The sequence below is a fragment of the Microcystis sp. M109S1 genome (assembly GCF_020247025.1).
Classification (GTDB): Bacteria; Cyanobacteriota; Cyanobacteriia; order Cyanobacteriales; family Microcystaceae; genus Microcystis.
Window position 1 is genome coordinate 1 of the sequence record NZ_JADBRW010000069.1, and the last position, 15,860, is coordinate 15,860.

Annotated in this window: 19 protein-coding genes and 3 pseudogenes; 9 read left to right on the plus strand and 13 right to left on the minus strand. The window is 42.3% G+C overall.

Features of this window, described 5'->3' with window-relative positions:
• Positions 1-614 precede the first annotated feature (614 nt).
• Positions 615-2,522, plus strand: coding sequence for a tRNA uridine-5-carboxymethylaminomethyl(34) synthesis enzyme MnmG (gene mnmG / locus IM322_RS03210; protein WP_287672078.1), 1,908 nt, complete (start codon positions 615-617; stop codon positions 2,520-2,522).
• A 44-nt stretch (positions 2,523-2,566) separates the two neighbouring features.
• Here the strand turns inward: mnmG and IM322_RS03215 are convergent.
• The 3 genes and pseudogenes from IM322_RS03215 to IM322_RS03225 form a co-directional block, all read right to left on the minus strand.
• Positions 2,567-2,818: pseudogene (locus IM322_RS03215) on the minus strand (CHAT domain-containing protein); the annotation flags it as partial.
• Between the two features lie 8 nt (positions 2,819-2,826).
• Positions 2,827-3,057, minus strand: coding sequence for a hypothetical protein (locus IM322_RS03220; protein WP_287672080.1), 231 nt, complete (start codon positions 3,055-3,057; stop codon positions 2,827-2,829).
• A gap of 269 nt (positions 3,058-3,326) precedes the next feature.
• Positions 3,327-3,578, minus strand: a complete 252-nt coding sequence (locus IM322_RS03225; RefSeq protein WP_287672082.1) for a DUF2283 domain-containing protein — start codon at positions 3,576-3,578, stop codon at positions 3,327-3,329.
• An 84-nt stretch (positions 3,579-3,662) separates the two neighbouring features.
• Here IM322_RS03225 and IM322_RS03230 point away from each other — a divergent pair, with 84 nt between their 5' ends.
• The gene (locus IM322_RS03230; RefSeq protein WP_287672084.1) at positions 3,663-3,986 is read left to right on the plus strand and encodes a hypothetical protein; all 324 of its coding nucleotides are present in this window, start codon (positions 3,663-3,665) and stop codon (positions 3,984-3,986) included.
• A gap of 67 nt (positions 3,987-4,053) precedes the next feature.
• On the opposite strand, the pseudogene IM322_RS23150 reads toward IM322_RS03230, so the two are convergent.
• Positions 4,054-4,623, minus strand: a pseudogene (locus IM322_RS23150) (hypothetical protein).
• Between the two features lie 161 nt (positions 4,624-4,784).
• On the opposite strand from IM322_RS23150, the gene IM322_RS03245 reads away from it, so the two are divergent.
• Both IM322_RS03245 and IM322_RS03250 read left to right on the plus strand, forming a co-directional pair.
• The gene (locus IM322_RS03245; RefSeq protein ID WP_287713096.1) at positions 4,785-5,060 is read left to right on the plus strand and encodes a hypothetical protein; all 276 of its coding nucleotides are present in this window, start codon (positions 4,785-4,787) and stop codon (positions 5,058-5,060) included.
• Positions 5,061-5,188: 128 nt separating this feature from the next.
• Positions 5,189-6,073: an all3515 family Zur-repressed PEP-CTERM protein gene (locus tag IM322_RS03250; RefSeq protein WP_287713097.1), complete on the plus strand. Its 885-nt coding sequence runs from the start codon at positions 5,189-5,191 to the stop codon at positions 6,071-6,073.
• A 172-nt stretch (positions 6,074-6,245) separates the two neighbouring features.
• On the opposite strand, the gene IM322_RS03255 is transcribed toward IM322_RS03250, so the two are convergent.
• Entirely contained in the window at positions 6,246-6,638 is a 393-nt protein-coding gene (locus IM322_RS03255) for a hypothetical protein (protein WP_287672092.1), read from the minus strand.
• Between the two features lie 95 nt (positions 6,639-6,733).
• On the opposite strand from IM322_RS03255, the gene IM322_RS03260 reads away from it, so the two are divergent.
• On the plus strand, positions 6,734-7,162 hold the full coding sequence (locus IM322_RS03260) for a hypothetical protein (RefSeq protein WP_287672094.1): 429 nt from the start codon (positions 6,734-6,736) through the stop codon (positions 7,160-7,162).
• Between the two features lie 649 nt (positions 7,163-7,811).
• Here IM322_RS03260 and IM322_RS03270 read toward each other — a convergent pair.
• The 3 genes from IM322_RS03270 to IM322_RS03280 all read right to left on the minus strand — a co-directional run bounded on the left by IM322_RS03270 (position 7,812) and on the right by IM322_RS03280 (position 10,071).
• Entirely contained in the window at positions 7,812-8,249 is a 438-nt protein-coding gene (locus IM322_RS03270; RefSeq protein ID WP_287076752.1) for a pentapeptide repeat-containing protein, read from the minus strand.
• Between the two features lie 114 nt (positions 8,250-8,363).
• Positions 8,364-9,836: a BCD family MFS transporter gene (locus tag IM322_RS03275; protein ID WP_287672096.1), complete on the minus strand. Its 1,473-nt coding sequence runs from the start codon at positions 9,834-9,836 to the stop codon at positions 8,364-8,366.
• 70 nt (positions 9,837-9,906) lie between these two features.
• Positions 9,907-10,071: a DUF4351 domain-containing protein gene (locus IM322_RS03280; RefSeq protein ID WP_287672097.1), complete on the minus strand. Its 165-nt coding sequence runs from the start codon at positions 10,069-10,071 to the stop codon at positions 9,907-9,909.
• A gap of 182 nt (positions 10,072-10,253) precedes the next feature.
• On the opposite strand from IM322_RS03280, the gene IM322_RS03285 reads away from it, so the two are divergent.
• Entirely contained in the window at positions 10,254-10,556 is a 303-nt protein-coding gene (locus tag IM322_RS03285) for a hypothetical protein (RefSeq protein WP_287672098.1), read from the plus strand.
• A 42-nt stretch (positions 10,557-10,598) separates the two neighbouring features.
• On the opposite strand, the gene IM322_RS03290 is transcribed toward IM322_RS03285, so the two are convergent.
• A complete protein-coding gene (locus tag IM322_RS03290; protein ID WP_287672099.1) occupies positions 10,599-11,555 on the minus strand; it encodes a glycosyltransferase in 957 nt (318 codons plus the stop codon).
• Positions 11,556-11,824: 269 nt separating this feature from the next.
• On the opposite strand from IM322_RS03290, the gene IM322_RS03295 reads away from it, so the two are divergent.
• Positions 11,825-12,016: a DUF2949 domain-containing protein gene (locus IM322_RS03295; protein ID WP_286824399.1), complete on the plus strand. Its 192-nt coding sequence runs from the start codon at positions 11,825-11,827 to the stop codon at positions 12,014-12,016.
• Between the two features lie 285 nt (positions 12,017-12,301).
• On the opposite strand, the gene IM322_RS03300 is transcribed toward IM322_RS03295, so the two are convergent.
• The 3 genes from IM322_RS03300 to IM322_RS03310 form a co-directional block, all read right to left on the minus strand.
• Entirely contained in the window at positions 12,302-12,760 is a 459-nt protein-coding gene (locus IM322_RS03300) for a nitrate reductase associated protein (RefSeq protein WP_287672100.1), read from the minus strand.
• A 73-nt stretch (positions 12,761-12,833) separates the two neighbouring features.
• Positions 12,834-13,673: a prephenate/arogenate dehydrogenase gene (locus IM322_RS03305; RefSeq protein ID WP_287672101.1), complete on the minus strand. Its 840-nt coding sequence runs from the start codon at positions 13,671-13,673 to the stop codon at positions 12,834-12,836.
• A 5-nt stretch (positions 13,674-13,678) separates the two neighbouring features.
• A complete protein-coding gene (locus IM322_RS03310; protein ID WP_002736559.1) occupies positions 13,679-14,041 on the minus strand; it encodes a cupin domain-containing protein in 363 nt (120 codons plus the stop codon).
• Positions 14,042-14,145: 104 nt separating this feature from the next.
• Between IM322_RS03310 and IM322_RS03315 the strand changes: the two genes are divergently transcribed.
• A complete protein-coding gene (locus tag IM322_RS03315) occupies positions 14,146-14,598 on the plus strand; it encodes an SRPBCC family protein (protein ID WP_272083185.1) in 453 nt (150 codons plus the stop codon).
• A 42-nt stretch (positions 14,599-14,640) separates the two neighbouring features.
• Here the strand turns inward: IM322_RS03315 and IM322_RS03320 are convergent, their stop codons facing one another.
• Positions 14,641-14,994: a hypothetical protein gene (locus tag IM322_RS03320; RefSeq protein ID WP_287672102.1), complete on the minus strand. Its 354-nt coding sequence runs from the start codon at positions 14,992-14,994 to the stop codon at positions 14,641-14,643.
• Here IM322_RS03320 and IM322_RS03325 point away from each other — a divergent pair.
• Positions 14,957-15,722: pseudogene (locus IM322_RS03325) on the plus strand (IS1 family transposase). The gene IM322_RS03320 and the pseudogene IM322_RS03325 overlap by 38 nt on opposite strands.
• Positions 15,723-15,860: the final 138 nt, after the last annotated feature.

The following is a 15,860-nucleotide window of genomic DNA, read 5'->3' on the forward strand; positions in this document are numbered from 1 at the left end:
AATATCAAGGTCGCCGGAGGACATTCGGAGACTTTAAATGGACGTGGAGGAAAGCGTAAGACTTCTGTTAAAGAAGCAGCATCCCGTGAAGCGTCAACCCCATTCAGCGACCATTCTAAAAAGGTGGCGTGGTGAGGAATCGCCGTCCGTTTACGGCGGTGAGGATGTCAAAATCTTTAAACGATCGTGAAGATATCATAAGCACCTATAATACTTAGCCAGTAATGCCCTCAAAAGGCAAGGTTAAATAGGAATTATATAGATTGTTTTTAGATTTATGCGATCGCTTTGGTGTTAGTCAATGACCTTAATTAGGGGTTGCTGAAAAAGTTTTTCGTGGGGGTAGGGTGTGGGGTGTGGGGTGTGGGGTTTTAGCGATTTTGAGGGGGTCAATTACCTAATTTTCAGGGAAAAAGTCCCGGAATTTTCCCCCCGCTCACTCCCATATCCAGTACTTTTTAATTGACAAAAAGTCTAAAAGTCTTACCCAACGAGGTTTTTAGATTTATTCAGCCAGATATAATTGATTAGTAATCTTGTATTATATTTGAGGGAAAACTCAGAAAAATTGCTAGAATATTAGCCTGATTAATTAATTTTCCCCTCGATCGAGTATGACTTTCTCCTCAGCCGCAGACTTTCAAGATGAATTTGATGTCATCGTCGTCGGGGCGGGCCATTCCGGCTGTGAAGCGGCCCTAGCTTGCGCCCGTCTCGGTTGTCGTACCCTTCTCCTCACCCTTAATCTCGATAAAATCGCTTGGCAACCCTGTAACCCCGCCGTCGGTGGTCCGGCTAAATCCCAATTAACCCACGAAGTGGACGCTTTAGGCGGCGAAATTGGCAAAATGGCCGACCGCACCTATCTGCAAAAACGGGTTCTTAATGCCTCTCGCGGACCGGCAGTCTGGGCCCTACGCGCCCAAACCGATAAACGGGAATACGCGGCAATTATGAAAGGTATTGTCGAAACCCAAGCAAATCTGGTTATTCGGGAAGGCATGGTCACAGACCTGATTTTAGGGGCAAATGAGCAAGTTTTAGGGGTAGAAACCTATTTCGGCACTTGTTTCGCCGCTAAAGCCGTCATTTTAACCACTGGCACTTTTTTAGGCGGCAAAATCTGGATCGGCGGCAAGTCTATGGCAGCCGGACGCGCGGGCGAATTTGCGGCGGTGGGTTTAACAGATACCCTAAATCGTCTCGGATTCGAGACCGGTCGCCTAAAAACTGGCACTCCTGCCCGTGTGGATAAGCGTTCGGTCGATTACTCCCGTATGGAACCGCAACCGCCCGATGACGAGGTACGTTGGTTTAGTTTTGATCCCGATGTCTGGATCGAACGAGAACAAATGAACTGTCATCTCACCCGCACCACGGCGGCAACTCATCAATTAATCAGAGATAATTTACATTTATCCCCCATTTATGGCGGTTTTATTGACTCCAAAGGTCCGCGTTATTGTCCCAGTATTGAGGATAAAATCGTCCGTTTTGCCGATAAAGAAAGTCATCAAATTTTTATCGAACCGGAAGGGCGCGATATTCCCGAACTTTATATCCAAGGGTTTTCTACGGGACTGCCGGAAAATGTTCAATTAGCCATGCTGCGGACTTTACCCGGTTTAGAAAACTGTGTGATGTTGCGTGCTGCTTATGCAGTGGAATACGATTATTTACCGGCAACTCAGTGTTATCCAACCCTGATGACGAAGAAGATTGAGGGGTTATTTTGTGCGGGACAAATTAACGGGACTACCGGTTATGAAGAAGCGGCAGCCCAGGGACTGGTGGCGGGGATTAATGCGGCGCGGTTTGCTTTAGGAAAAGAGTTAATTGTTTTTCCGCGGGAGGAAAGTTATCTAGGAACTTTGGTCGATGATTTGTGTACCAAGGATCTGCGGGAACCCTATCGAATGTTAACCAGTCGTTCCGAATATCGCTTAGTATTGCGATCGGATAATGCTGATCAAAGATTAACACCTTTAGGGCGAGAAATTGGCTTAATTGATGACCGACGTTGGCAATTATTCCAAACTAAACAAGCTAATATTATCGCTGAAAAAGAACGCTTACACGAAACGAGAATTAAAGAACGGGATGAGGTGGCAATTGCCATCGTTAAGGATACGGAACAAAAAATCAAAGGTTCTCTCTCTTTAGCGGATTTAATGCGTCGTCCTAACTTCCATTATCTCGATCTCGATCGCTATGGTTTAGGTAATCCCGATTTAAATTTAGCCGAAAGAGAAGGGGTAGAAATTGAGATTAAATATTCCGGTTATTTGAAACGACAACAAAATCAAATCGACCAAATTAGTCGCCACAGTAACCGACATTTATCCCCCGATATTGACTACATGAAAATCGAAACTTTGTCAATGGAATCTAGGGAAAAATTAACAAAAATTAAACCCGCCACCATCGGCCAAGCCTCGCGAATTGGCGGAGTCAATCCCGCCGATATTAACGCTTTATTAGTATATTTAGAAATGCGGCAGATGTCGGGAGTTAAAAGTTAGGAAATAATCCTGATTATCAGCGATCAAAAGTTCTTATCGCCCGTTTAATTGGCAGCACCGATGAGGATAAAAGGCGACCAAAAATAAGGATGGGGATATTTTTCAATCATGCTTAGTTTTGCCTCTCTCATCGCTTCGCTTTTGTTCATTCCTTTCTGGAGATTCTGATAGAATTTAGCCATCATAATCGAAGTAATTGCCTCATAGGATTTGTCTTCTAATTCTATGCCATCAGGCGCACTCCAAAGACTGGCAATTACTGATTTAGCACCGGCTCTTTCTAGGACGTAAGCTAACATTTCCCTCATTCGTCTTCAGAATCCTTCAAATAACGATCTAACTCCGCGATCACATCTTCTACTGTCATCGGTTGGAGATTACCAGACCGATACTCTGTCAAACCCTCCTGACATTCTCTCAAAAACTCTTGTCTTCTTACCTCCACACACCGCTTTTTAACAATCTCGATTAACATTTCTTGCTGTTCTCTTGGTAATTGACTAACCAACTCCAGCGCGTTTTCAAAGCTAATCATATTGAACTCTCTTGTTAAATTTAATGCGATAACAATCCTATTTAAATTTGAGGTGCATCAGTTAAATACCTCCCATAATAATAATTCAAAAGTATTGTTTTTATCAAGAAAAGACAAAATAAAAAACAACCTTCGCGAATTTTCACCATTTACCCGCACCTCTCCCCAAAATCCTCTTGATATGACCCCATTATACCAGATATCAATAAAATCGACCAGAGGAAAAAAGGTCGGATATTGCAGAAAAGTTCCTGAATTTCTCACATCACTTAACAATTTAGTATTAACTTTCCGAACCATTGTCTAATCTCTTGTTTTTCATTCTCTTCCAACGGAAAATCAATATTTTTCAATTGTTCGGCCGTTCTCTGTTTGACTCCTAAAATCTCAATCCCCACAACCCTGTCCGCCTCATCGTAATCATAAACAATCCCCGGCGCTACTTCCTCAGAATCAATAACCTTTCCCTCAAAACGACGAATATAAGCGGCATTAGCGGCTTGATTATAGTCTATTTTCATAGTTTCCCCTTTAATCGGCGTTCAAAATGGACAATTACCAAAAGATTATAATTACTATATTGTTCACATCAAACAAAAATACCCATGAAAACTAAACAAGAATACCTCAACGCCCTAGTCAACTTTGACCAACTCCTATCAACTATCCTCCCTATCCTAAAAACCTTTCCTTGGGACAGTAGCGAAGCAATTATCACCCTAAAAAAAGAGCATCTGATCGATATTCTCGATCGCTATCTCCATAACGCTCTATCTGCCACTGACCTAGAAAACTGGGCCGATGCCATCGAATGCAGAGAAGATATCGCCTATGAAACCGATTACGAAGATCTCATCAATGACATCATTTTTGACCTCGCTAATCCTACCTTAAACGATCCACTATCACCAAAAACAATCGAACAATAAATCAGCCAACTTTTCCATTTAAAGTCTTCCTTAATTGCCTAAAAAATTGACCTCTCCTTTGTGAAATTTAATGCGGGTTTACTTGAATCTCAATTTTGTCCGAGGGGTTGAATTTAATTTCCTCGACAACGTAGGAACTCTTACTCGCTACCACCTCGATACCTCTTATTTCTAGAGGATCTAGCGAGGTTATAGTTACTTCCGCTTTTCCTTCATTAACATCAATAATTTTGAAATTCTGTAAAGGTTCCTGCCAGCGTTCTCTCCTCTGTTGTTGGTGGCTCCTCAACAAGGATTCCTCCCATTGTGGTCTACTAATGAAAGGAGGTTAACTGATGACAAGAGATCGGGATTCTCTGATAATAACCTTCCCTTGAAACTCTATCTGTTCTATCTCTTTCATCGCCACTTCTTTTGTTTTTGAATCTCTCCCTAAAGCGATCATTTTTGTTGGAGAATCGAACTTGATTAATCTCCCGGATAGAGAAGTGCCATTTTTTAAGGATACTTTTGTATCATCCGGTATGAATACGGGGATTACGGGAGATTGATCGCCGGTGGCTGGTAGATGATAGCCAGCAAGAGAGGCGATAAAAACTAGGCTAGTTGCGGTTATTATTGGGTAGAGTTTTTTCATCTTTACCTTGCCTGAATGATCGGGATTTAGTTGGTTCTGTTTTCGATCTTGGATGCGGTGGGTTAGGAGTAACAGTAACCCAACCTAGGGTTTTTTCTAGAGGGTTTTTTCCATATTTTAGCGTCGGGATTGTCAAAGGGGAAGCGTTTTATCTTCTCTTTATGTTAAAACTTATAAAGCTACTCCTTTATGCGGTGGGCGATAGAAATATGACTCTACAAGAGCTAATGCGGTGGGTGGAAAAATTATCCTCGATCGAGAAACGGCAACTGATCGAAAAAATTACCGCAGAAATGGCATCGGAATCGGCAGAAATTAATCAACCCCGTCCATCTTTATGGGGTATATGCGCCGATTTAGGACAGGCTCCCTCGGCTGAAGATATCGATAAAACCCGACGAGAAGCGTGGGGAGATTTTACGGCAGAGGATCTTTAAGTGTTAAAAGCAGTTTTAGATACTCATGCGGTTATGGAGAGACGCGCCACCTGTCTACGACACGCTGTCTGTTGAATTCCAGAAAAGTCTTTATTACAATAGGTATAACAAAATCTCTGACAAAATATATGTTTATTTTGACTAATAAGGTTTTAAATGCCTTTTTCGTCTCGATTTCCGCCGTCTTTCTTAGTTCGACCGCGAGCCTCGCCCAATCCCATAGTAGTCATCATCATATTATGGTCGGGATAGACGGACTCCCGACTCTAGCCGGCGGGACTTATAAAGCTCTGGCCAATCCGAACTACGGGAGACTATCGCTTCTGTTCCCGCATCAACATGAACCCGTCGAGATCAGTCATTTCCACGCCATCGGTATTTATAGTTACACGGGGGAGGCAACGAATCCGACAGTGGTAGAGACCAGTACCAATAACCGATTGCCCGAAACACGGTTCGACCTACCCCCGATCCCCCTGTTTCCGGGTAGCGGCGTTTTTGCGGGAAAGAATATTAGCCAGAAAACGGACGCTCATATGTATTCGGATTTGAAAATACGTCCGGTCGCCCATTTAACCGACGATCTCGCCGATCCTTACGTGAACGCAATTTATAATACGGGAAAGGGTCGCTGGAAGGACTTGTTGGGAGACGAGGCGACGATCGCCCTACAATTAATCGATATCACGCCCGGTTTGACGGTAACGGACGCTTCGGGAATAAATTTGTTTAACGCGGTCAACGATACTTATGTTATCGGGCAAGGAGATTGGTTCGCTTTCACTCCCGTGTTTTCAACAGATGGGAACGCGCCGTTAGGAACCTATTCCGCTACCTTTCGCTTCATGGATACGAATACCGCAAACGGTCGTACCCCGCTATTACCATCGGGAACCTTTAGCCTCGATTTCCAACCGGTTCCCGAATCCTCTACCTTGCCCGGAATCGTTCTCTTGGGTTCGCTCGGTCTTCTCGGCGGAGTAAAAAGGCAAAAAAAGAAAAATAGCCGATAATCCGTCCAAAATGTTAGGACTTTTCTAATCTAACGACCTACCATTGTAGGGAACCTGCGTAGGAATAACATCCCAGGGAGACAACTAATCAAATTCCTATTCCCCGAATATAATTGGATTCGGTGGGTTAGCACTACTCGTAACCCAACCTGCGGTTTTTGTCAATATATTTTTACTTTCCGAAACCTTTGTTCGGGCGGTTTTGTTTGGCAATACGGAGGGCTTTTCCGGTTTTACCATCCTGTAGTGCGATCCGCATCGATCGCTTTTTCTGGTAGGACTGAATATCTGCCGCTAACGGATGATCGTTATCGATTCGTAGATGGGTTAAAGAACAGATAAGACCCGTTTGTTTTCCCGATTCATTTTTTAGGAAACAAATAATTCCCCCCTCGTCTCCCGTGTAGAAAATTTTATTGATCGAAAACTGGTGATCGGGTTTGTATCGCTCGCCTTTTGTTTCAGCTAGTTTTAACGTTTCGGGAGTTGCACGCACAGGGATTGGTAAACTTGCTTCCATTTTCTCAATTAAAAAACGAACTTGTCGGGGATCGTCGATGGACATGGTTATTCTCCTTGATAAAATACAAATAACTGGCGATAGAACCCGATCGATCGAGTAGAATAGCGATCAAAAACGCCAATCAGGGACATTTTGCCGTGAGCGCTCCGAATTCTCCCCCTCCCGGAACACAGATACTAGGAACCTTCGCCAGTCTTCTCGGTTTGCTGGGGATTTTTCTCTATTTTACGGGATGGATCTATCGGTGGGCCTATTTCGGCTGGTTTAGCCTTGAGATTAACCGTCTGGACTTGCCCTTGCGTTCCTTCCTTTTTGTGCCGATACAGGTCTTCTGTGGCGATTTCGGGGCGTTGCTGCGAACGTTTCTGGCGCTGGTTGCCGTTGCCTTCGCGATTCAATTTACCCTCTGGATTTTGTCTCCCCTGCCATCCTATTCAATTGTCAGTCAATCTAAACGGAAATTTCATCAAAAATTTCAGTTCCTAGGTTTATTAGTCCGGGGAATTCCCAAATCTCTCCGAAAAGATTTGATCGCTGTTATTTGGCTATTAATTATTCTTTTTTAGTTAGCTCGAATTCAGGGAGCGATCGATGCCCGTCGCGATGCAGTTAATGATACTTCTACCTTACCAGTTATCACTTTAGTTTTACCAGAAAAACAGATAGCGATCGGTCGGAATCCGGAGGATGTTTTTACCGATCCTTCTCTCAAAGGTTATCGAATTATCGGTGAGACTAAATTACTCGAAGAGCTGCGGGGAAAAGAAACGAATGATAGCAAAGTCAATCCCCCGCGAGTTTGGCGGTTATTAATCCAAAATAACAATTGGACTTATGTTTTTCGCGGGTTATCCCCTCAGTCGGCAGAAAATGAACGTCCGGCGATTCTAGCCATTCGCGAGGATAAGGAGGGACAATTGTTGATTATCGCGCCGGATGTCCCAGAATCCCGGTGAGACTCAATCGGGGAAATTATCAAAAGCGATCGCTTAACAAGAGTTAAAATTGACGTTCTTTAGCTAGGGTTTGCTGAAAAAGTCTTTTAGTGGGGACAGGGTGTGGGGTGTAGGGTGTGGGGTGTGGGGTTTTACCAATTTTCAGGAAAAAAGTAGCTGAATTTTCCTCCCAATCACTCCTAGCTAAGGCACTTTTTGGGGGAAAAAAGTCTAAAAGTCTTACCCCACAAGGTTTTTATGCTTATTCAGCCCGCCCTATCTAGGGATTGCCACCACCAACAGCGATGCCTGTACCATAAATCTGAGCATTTGTCAAGTTAATTCTCTCCATTGATGCACCTGTCACATCGGCATCATAAATCACGGCACTGGTGAAATTGACTCCATCGAGATCAGCTTGATTCAAACTGGCATTAGTCAGAAAAGCTGCGGTCAAATTTGCGCCTTCTAGATTGGCATCGGTCAAATCTGCGCCCTCTAAGTTAGCTTCCTCCAGATTAGCTCCCTGTAAATTCGCTTTTCTCAAATCAGCACCGATTAGATGCGCCCCCCTTAAATCTGCACCGCGGAGATCACAGCCCGGACATTCCTGCGTATTCAATAATTGTTGTAGCTGTTGAGGATTTTCCGCACCGACGGGGTTAATCAGCAGTAAGGAAGCTAGGGAACCTAGGGCAATCATTAAAGTCCGTTTCATCGTTTTAGCCTCCTCTTTCGTTTTCCTCTCTACTTTTAGGATAGGAAAAAAGCTGCTAACCAACTTCCCCCGATCGGACTAATTCTCCTGTTATCTTACTTTTGCTTGCTTTTGCTAGTCGATCTCTCCTTTCATCACCGTTGCGATCGCTGATCGGGCATTTTCCTTAAATTCCTTGACATCGACGCGACTTAATAACCAAACTGCCAGGATCATTCCCAATGCTTGCACGAGGAAAACTAAGCCATAGGCTAAAACCGGACTAGAAAAGACAACTTTACCGATATTTAAAATCGTACCGCCTAAAACCGTGGCCAATCCCCTTGCGATCGCTTGTGATAATCCCCAAGCGCCGATAAAAGTTCCCGCGGTTTCGGCGGCGGTTAAATCTAACATTAAACTGGTAGCTCCGGCAGTAATCATTCCCGAAGCTAAACCGAAAAAGAGCAAGCTTGATTTTAATAAACTTTGACTAGCAGAAAAGCCGGCAAAAATCAAGAGAATAAAACAAATTGTTGCAAAAATACAGCCATATTTAGTGGTTTTTTGTTTACCGATGCGGGGAATGAGCATAAATCCCGTGGCAGCAATACCAAAAAGGGTTCCGGTTCCCCAAAAAGCGTTTAATTGGGTGGTTTGGGCGATACACATCCCAAAAACCTCGCCGCCAAAGGGTTCCATAATTGCATCCTGCATAAATAAACTCAAAGTCATCATCAGCAGGAAGGTGAAAAATAAACCGGTTTGCCGACTAGCGGTGAGAACTTGTAGGGCATCTTTGAAGGTAATTTGATCCTCTCTTTGCACAAGAGTGGACCGACTACTAAAACGAGAATATTTTTTTTCTACGCCAAAAGTCGCTAAAATGCAGAGACCGAAAACGATAGCGGGCATAATCGTGAACACGGGGTTAATATTCGCCTGTAGTTGCGGAATATTGGCTATAGGGGCTGATTGGGTCGGATCATAGGTCAAAATATTTGTACCGCAGATATTGGGAGTATCCAGCAAACGAGAACTAACGATCGCCCCGACGACAATTCCCACCATTAGCATTGACCAAACTATACCAACTAATTGCGATCGATTATCTTCATCGGACACATCCACCAAGAGGGCAGCAAAAGGGGTAGAACTGGCGCTTAAAGCCAGTCCGTAGAGGGCGAAAATTAAGGCTAAGAGGGCAATCCAGGCGTAGGAAATGGTACTCCATCCCGAAGTTTGAATACTAAGTCCCAATTGCCAGACTACTTGCAAAGCAATAAAAGCTAAAGCGGTAAAAACTGCCGCCCCAATCCAGACATAACCGCTGCGATGATGACCAAAAATAGTTTTACCATCGGATCTTTGCCCAAACCAGATGCGCGCTGGACTAACAAACTGGTGCATAGCGATCGCAGCTGCGGCGAGAAAGGGTAAAACTTTTAACTCATCGATCATAATCCGATTGAGAACCCCCAAAGTCAGCAGGGACATAATACCTAGTCCCATTTGAAAGAGTCCTAAGCGAAACATGGTGAAAAGTCCCAGTTTTGGCAGGGTTTTTGGGGATGAGTGAGCAGAATTGGAGATATCGCTGGTAGCCATGGTTAAATCAATACAAAAAAAGCCAGTATTTAAAAATTTAACGCAGGACGAGCAGACATCTTCTGGGGATTTAAGTTTCTATCTTCGATAACCAAGTGGTCAGATATGTCAAGCTGGCAAAATCGAGCAGCGCTTCTCCTAAAGTTTCTAATTGTTCTGGAGATAGTTCTCGGATTTTTTGGCTTACAGTTGAGGATATTTCACCTAAACGACGGTTAAGTAGCCGTAGAATCAAAGAAACCGCTTCTTATCGTCTTCCTTTTTTTTGGATGTCCTGATCAATGACTGATTCGCCCATAATTTCTTCCCTTAATAAGTTTATGGTGATTTCCTTACTTAAATACTAACCCCGCCAGAATTGCTGTAGCAACGGCTAAATTGCTTTTTTCAGTTCTCCCCTTGATATTATCAATTTTTGTGGCTACTTTTGCTAAGATTTTCCTATTGTATTATCCATTTTCCTGTAACTGTATGTTCGAGTTAATCGAGAGCGCAAAAAATGGAGATTTCTACGCTTGCATCTTCCCCATTGTCCTCCCCGATGCCAAAATCTACAACCCCAAAGACCGACTAAAATGCACTCAATACTGGGAAACCCAAAGTAACGAACTAGAAGAAACCATGAAACAGGGAGGACTCACCAACCGGCGAGGAATTATCGACGATCTAAATCTTGACACCGTGATCCAGAAGTCAAATCGTAAAGTGCTTACTCTGTAATGATTATAATCGATTCGATCTTTGTTTAGCGTTCAAGTTCCATTAGGAATAAATTGGGTCTTTTTCCAGCAAACCTAGCAATTTTTGCATTTTAATCCAAACTCTTCTCATTTGCCAGAATTTACTTTTTTCCATGGCGGCTATTTTACTGTCAGCTTCTCGATAATCCAATTGGTTTTTTTGCAATTCTTGTTGCAATTCTTGTTCATGAATTTCTAATTGTTTAATTCGTTCTCTAGCCTGTTCCAACTGAGCGAATATATCGACTTTTAAGGTAACTAAAGCAGCAAAAATGGCTTGGATATTTTGTGAGTAAAGTTGGGGATGATTATAAAAAAGTTGGGTATAGGAATAAATATAGTGTTCTGCGGTCATTGAGCGACTCATAGAATCAGCTTTTTGTCGATAGAAAAATAACACTTCCGGGATACGATAGACTTCTCGACCTAATTCGATCAGAGATAGCCAGAAATCGTGATCTTCCCAACCATAAATTAAATTAGTATTATAGCCCCCCACAGTTTCCCAGTCGGATTTCCGAAACAAACCGGAGCAAAATATCATATTATCTACTAATATATCAGGAAATTTATACTCAGGCAGCGGCCAAATTCCTTGTCTATCCCCAAAATACTCCGCTTCGCAATAAACTATACCTAATTGCTCATTACCTTCTAGCAAAGTAACCGCTTTTTCTAGATAGGAATCGGCAATTTTATCATCGGCATCAAGAGGAAGAATATAGGTTCCTTGCGCTTGGGCAATTCCTAGATTTCTCGCTGTGGCAACCCCTTGATTTTCTGTGCGGATAATCCGGGTTTTTGGCTGTTGATAATCTTGTAAAATCTCGATGGTTTCTGGTTCTGTGGATCCATCATCAACGATCAGGATTTCAAAGTTTTGGTATGTTTGCACTAAAACAGATGTGATCGCATCATCAAGATAGCGACCTTGATTATAGCAAGGAATAATCACGGAAACTTGAGGAACATGACTCATTGAGGGAAATTCTCTCCTACTCGATCAAAAACTAGGTTATCAATAGCTTATCCCAAAAGTTCCCCTTTCTCGTTTTTCTAAGTGAAGGAAGTGTTGATATCCCCACTAGCAATTTCGGGATAGTAGGACATATTATGGATAAATTCTTAAATTATTCCGATTGGTGGACAAAATCACCCAATTGGGTGATCCCCGTGAGGGAAGCATCTCTTTTTAATAGAGGATAAGTTATTCAATAATCCGATTATCATTACCAATGATCCTTAATCATGGAAGCTCATCAACAAAAACAACTCCGCACTTTCCTCTTGGAAAAATTAGCAATTTCCCCCCGTTCCCTCGATATGGCTGTGCGTCTCTGTGAAGCATCAGTGGGTTCTTTACCGATGGTTCTGTGGCAGTACGGTTTAATCGATTTGTCGCAATTGAATCAAGTTTTTGACTGGCTGGAAACTGTATAATTATTTTCCAAGAATATGCTCATTAATTATCATTTTTATTAAGAGAATTGACCAAGTTCCAGAGCAGCGAGTTCCTGCAATTTATTTATTAAGTCCCGTTAAGGTTTGCCATGGCAGAAAATCTCACCTTTGCTGGGACTAATTAAACCAGCTATCATCCGCTATTTCCCCCCGTTTTAATTCGAGATTGATCTGGTATAAAATACTAATTTCTCGCCTCGATCGCCTTTTTGCTTGTCATGAAAGTAAGGTAGAAACAAACTTAACATAGCATAGGTTTTTGAGTTAGGCATCGACTATATGGAACTCTTTCAGGGCTGGATAGAAGTTGAGATTTTCATGACCCGGACGACTGAGTTTAATCAGGGCAAACCGTTGGGATGGTGGCAATTTTTGCCATTGTTCTAAACTAATTTCGATCTGGAATTCTCTGGCTTTTTCTCGGACTGTATCGGGAATCTGGCTATCATCTAGCCAAGCAGGATCCGGAGCTATTGCTAGTTCTTCCGGGGGATTGCCAGTTTTTTCGGCGATTAATTTTTGCAGAAAATCTCGATAGATTTTGGCTTCTGCTGCCGTCGTACAAGCCATATTAACTAATACCATTCTTTCCGGTTGACTCAACTGCATCCAATGGGATAATTTTAATTTAACTCCACAGGTATCTAGTTTCATTCTCACGGTCATTGGGATACAACGTAAGGAGTCAACAAATTCGGCTTCAAAGTCGAAAAAGGTGGTCATATCATTTTATTGGTTTGCTGAGTATAAATCTATGATACAGTGCTGCGGGATAATTGCTGGGCAAAATGGTATTTTATTGGATAAAATTGGCTCTATATTGATGACTAGAAACGAGAATTTCCTCTATTTCCTGCCATTTTTCCCCTGCAATATAGTCAACAATTTGATCAAGATTTTGCCGATAATTTGCTAAAGATATCAATAAAGCTTGACGATTGTATTTAGCCATCATTAAACCTAATTCGGGATTGCCACCACCGACGCGACTGGTATCGCGAAAACCAGAACTAGCTAAATTTTCCGCTAATTGGCGAATATTCAGGTCTTGTTCTTTCGCACAAGCTTGGATTAAACTGGTACTAATCATTACTGGCAGATGGGAAATCCATGCCACGGCTTGATCGTGTTCTTCGGGGGAGGAATAATAAATTTTACAGCCTAATTTCTGCACGATTTCAGTTAAGATTTCCACGGCAAAGTTAGGGGTAGATTCAAGGGGAGTAATCAGATATGGGGCATTGACAAATAAACCAAATTGTGCTGCATTAATTCCCTGTTCGGTTTTCCCAGCCATGGGATGACTACCGACAAAATTTGGCCACAATTGGCCACAATTGGCTACAATTGCTCCTTTAACTGATCCCACATCGGTGACAATGGTTTGGGTTTTTAAATAGGGAGTTAATTTTTCCAAAGTTGGCACAATTAAATGTATAGGAGTACAGATAAAGATTAAATCGGCAGTAGCTAATAATTCTAAACTGGTGCTAGATTCATCTACCACTCCTTTTTGTACAGCGATATCACAGGTGTATTGTTGACGAGAAACTCCCAAAACTTTATAACCTTGTGAGCGGAAATCTAAGCTCAAGGAACCACCAATTAAACCCAGTCCAATAATGCCAATATTCATTAGGTTTACTCAAAGATAATTTCGTCTTCTAGTCGCCAAGCAGGATCGACAATGCACAAGAAAATTAAGGGTTCCTCCCCACAATTATGAATATATTGTTTAGCTAGAGGAGGTATATAAATGGCAGCACCGACAGTCACTAACTGCACTTCCTCATCGATGTGCATTTCCCCTTGTCCTTGCAAAATATAATAAACTTCCGCAGTTTTTAAAGCGTGGGGAGTAGAAGTTTCCCCCACATCTACCCAGGCGTGGGCTAAACTATAACGTAGATTTAACGGCTGTTTATCGGGATGCAATAACTCGCGCAATCGGGTATGATCACCAGCGATGAATTCCTCACATTCGAGCAGTTTTCTGATTAACATAGTAAAATTAAACCTCGAAGATTGTTTTTATTTTATCATTGAGTCAAAAGCTAAAGACTAATAGCCGTTATCATAGAAATATTCAGCATCGCCAGAATTAACGAATGACTTGGTTAGAACATAGTGTACAGGTAGAAGTGGACGCACCAATCGATCTGGTTTGGGAGCTCTGGTCAGATTTAGAACAAATGCCCCAGTGGATGAAATGGATCGAATCGGTGAAAATTCTAGAGGAGGAGCCAGAGCTTTCCCGTTGGAAGTTAGCCAGTGGTGGTCTAGAATTTACTTGGTTGTCACGGATACTGAAAATTGTCCCCCACCAGATGATTCAATGGGAATCCGTGGACGGGTTGCCTAACCGCGGGGCAATTCGTTTTTATGACCGTCATGGTAGGAGTATTGTGCGACTGACAGCAGCCTATGCTATACCAGGTTGGTTAGGAAAATTGATGGATAATCTTTTCCTCGGTCGAGTGGTGGAATCAACCCTGCAAGCCGATCTAGAGCGTTTTCGCCTTTATGCTCTCAATATTGTCAATAATACGCCGCCAAGGTGAGGTAATAATCGGCAGTAAGCTGTTGACTATCTAAATTGCTCGTTAAGACTGTCTATGAGCAGGGAGCAGGGAGAGGGTGGTGAGCATTTGTACTAAAATTCCCCCACGCGGTTTGAACGCAGGGTAGTGATCCGATAGTAGTGGTGAGCTACCTTGCTTATCTAGCCTGAGTTGTGTAGAATATTGACTAATAAAAATAATTACCTGATAAATGTCAAGAATTTGCTTTTTATGATTCAAGAATTTGCTTTTTATGATTGCTGTTTTTATCAAAATCTTCTCTTGGATTATTAAATTTTGGTTGGATGGCGATGAAGATTTAGAACATAATCTTCTAACAAAAGATTCACCATCTTCAATATTTCGTTGTCCTAAATGTGGTTCTTGCCATACCATCAAAAATGGTTCTACACATAATGGCAAACCCAAACGTAAGTGTAAAGATTGTGGTCTTGGTAATTAATCCTAGTAATAAAACCGTCTCTGACGAAACCAAACAATTAATTGATAAACTCTTGCTCGAACGAATTTCCTGACGAGGAATTGCTAGAGTAACTGGAGTAAGTTGGTCATGGTTACAAAATTATGTTAATAATAAATTTAGCCAAGTCCCTCGTCAGGTCAAGGTTACAGACAAACCTAAAGGCAAATTAATCATAGAATGTGATGAGTTATGGTCATTCGTATTTTGTAAGAAAATCAAGGTATATATTTGGTTAGCTATCGATAGAACTACCCGAGAAATTATTGGTTGCTATTTAGGAGATAGGAGTCGTCAATCAGACAAAAAACTTTGGGACAGGCCGACCAGGTGTTTACCGACAATGCGCTGTTGCTTACACAGACTTTTGGGAGTCCTATAAGACAGTAATTCCCAGTAAACGTCATCGACAGGTTGGTCAAGAAACTGGTCAAACTAATCATATTGAAAGATTAAATAATACCTTTCGACAAAGGATTTCTCGACTGGTGAGACAGAGTCTATCTTTCTCTAAAAAAATGGAGAATCACGTTGGGGAACTGTTTGGTATTTTATCCATGACTACAATGCACAGCAAAGCAAAGGATTAAGCCACCATCACTACTACCGAATCACCACCTATTTGACATCCTCACCGCCGTAAAACGGACGGTGATTCCCAACCCTCACGATTTGGGTTTCTGCTTCTTTCCCTTGCGGGGTTCCGCACCTGCCTTAACAGATTTACTCTGTTCTGGTCTTATGGTCGCTCTACAGACTGACACCGCAAGTCCTGCGGCCA

What these genes read in the sequence shown, in the direction of transcription:
- mnmG (WP_287672078.1), top strand. Translation starts at nt 615, where the DNA reads ATGACTTTCTCCTCAGCCGCAGACTTTCAAGATGAATTTGATGTCATC.
- IM322_RS03220 (WP_287672080.1), bottom strand. Translation starts at nt 3,057, where the DNA reads ATGATTAGCTTTGAAAACGCGCTGGAGTTGGTTAGTCAATTACCAAGA.
- IM322_RS03225 (WP_287672082.1), bottom strand. Translation starts at nt 3,578, where the DNA reads ATGAAAATAGACTATAATCAAGCCGCTAATGCCGCTTATATTCGTCGT.
- IM322_RS03230 (WP_287672084.1), top strand. Translation starts at nt 3,663, where the DNA reads ATGAAAACTAAACAAGAATACCTCAACGCCCTAGTCAACTTTGACCAA.
- IM322_RS03245 (WP_287713096.1), top strand. Translation starts at nt 4,785, where the DNA reads ATGTTAAAACTTATAAAGCTACTCCTTTATGCGGTGGGCGATAGAAAT.
- IM322_RS03250 (WP_287713097.1), top strand. Translation starts at nt 5,189, where the DNA reads ATGTTTATTTTGACTAATAAGGTTTTAAATGCCTTTTTCGTCTCGATT.
- IM322_RS03255 (WP_287672092.1), bottom strand. Translation starts at nt 6,638, where the DNA reads ATGTCCATCGACGATCCCCGACAAGTTCGTTTTTTAATTGAGAAAATG.
- IM322_RS03270 (WP_287076752.1), bottom strand. Translation starts at nt 8,249, where the DNA reads ATGAAACGGACTTTAATGATTGCCCTAGGTTCCCTAGCTTCCTTACTG.
- IM322_RS03275 (WP_287672096.1), bottom strand. Translation starts at nt 9,836, where the DNA reads ATGGCTACCAGCGATATCTCCAATTCTGCTCACTCATCCCCAAAAACC.
- IM322_RS03290 (WP_287672099.1), bottom strand. Translation starts at nt 11,555, where the DNA reads ATGAGTCATGTTCCTCAAGTTTCCGTGATTATTCCTTGCTATAATCAA.
- IM322_RS03295 (WP_286824399.1), top strand. Translation starts at nt 11,825, where the DNA reads ATGGAAGCTCATCAACAAAAACAACTCCGCACTTTCCTCTTGGAAAAA.
- IM322_RS03300 (WP_287672100.1), bottom strand. Translation starts at nt 12,760, where the DNA reads ATGACCACCTTTTTCGACTTTGAAGCCGAATTTGTTGACTCCTTACGT.
- IM322_RS03305 (WP_287672101.1), bottom strand. Translation starts at nt 13,673, where the DNA reads ATGAATATTGGCATTATTGGACTGGGTTTAATTGGTGGTTCCTTGAGC.
- IM322_RS03310 (WP_002736559.1), bottom strand. Translation starts at nt 14,041, where the DNA reads ATGTTAATCAGAAAACTGCTCGAATGTGAGGAATTCATCGCTGGTGAT.
- IM322_RS03315 (WP_272083185.1), top strand. Translation starts at nt 14,146, where the DNA reads ATGACTTGGTTAGAACATAGTGTACAGGTAGAAGTGGACGCACCAATC.
- IM322_RS03320 (WP_287672102.1), bottom strand. Translation starts at nt 14,994, where the DNA reads ATGGTATGGCAAGAACCACATTTAGGACAACGAAATATTGAAGATGGT.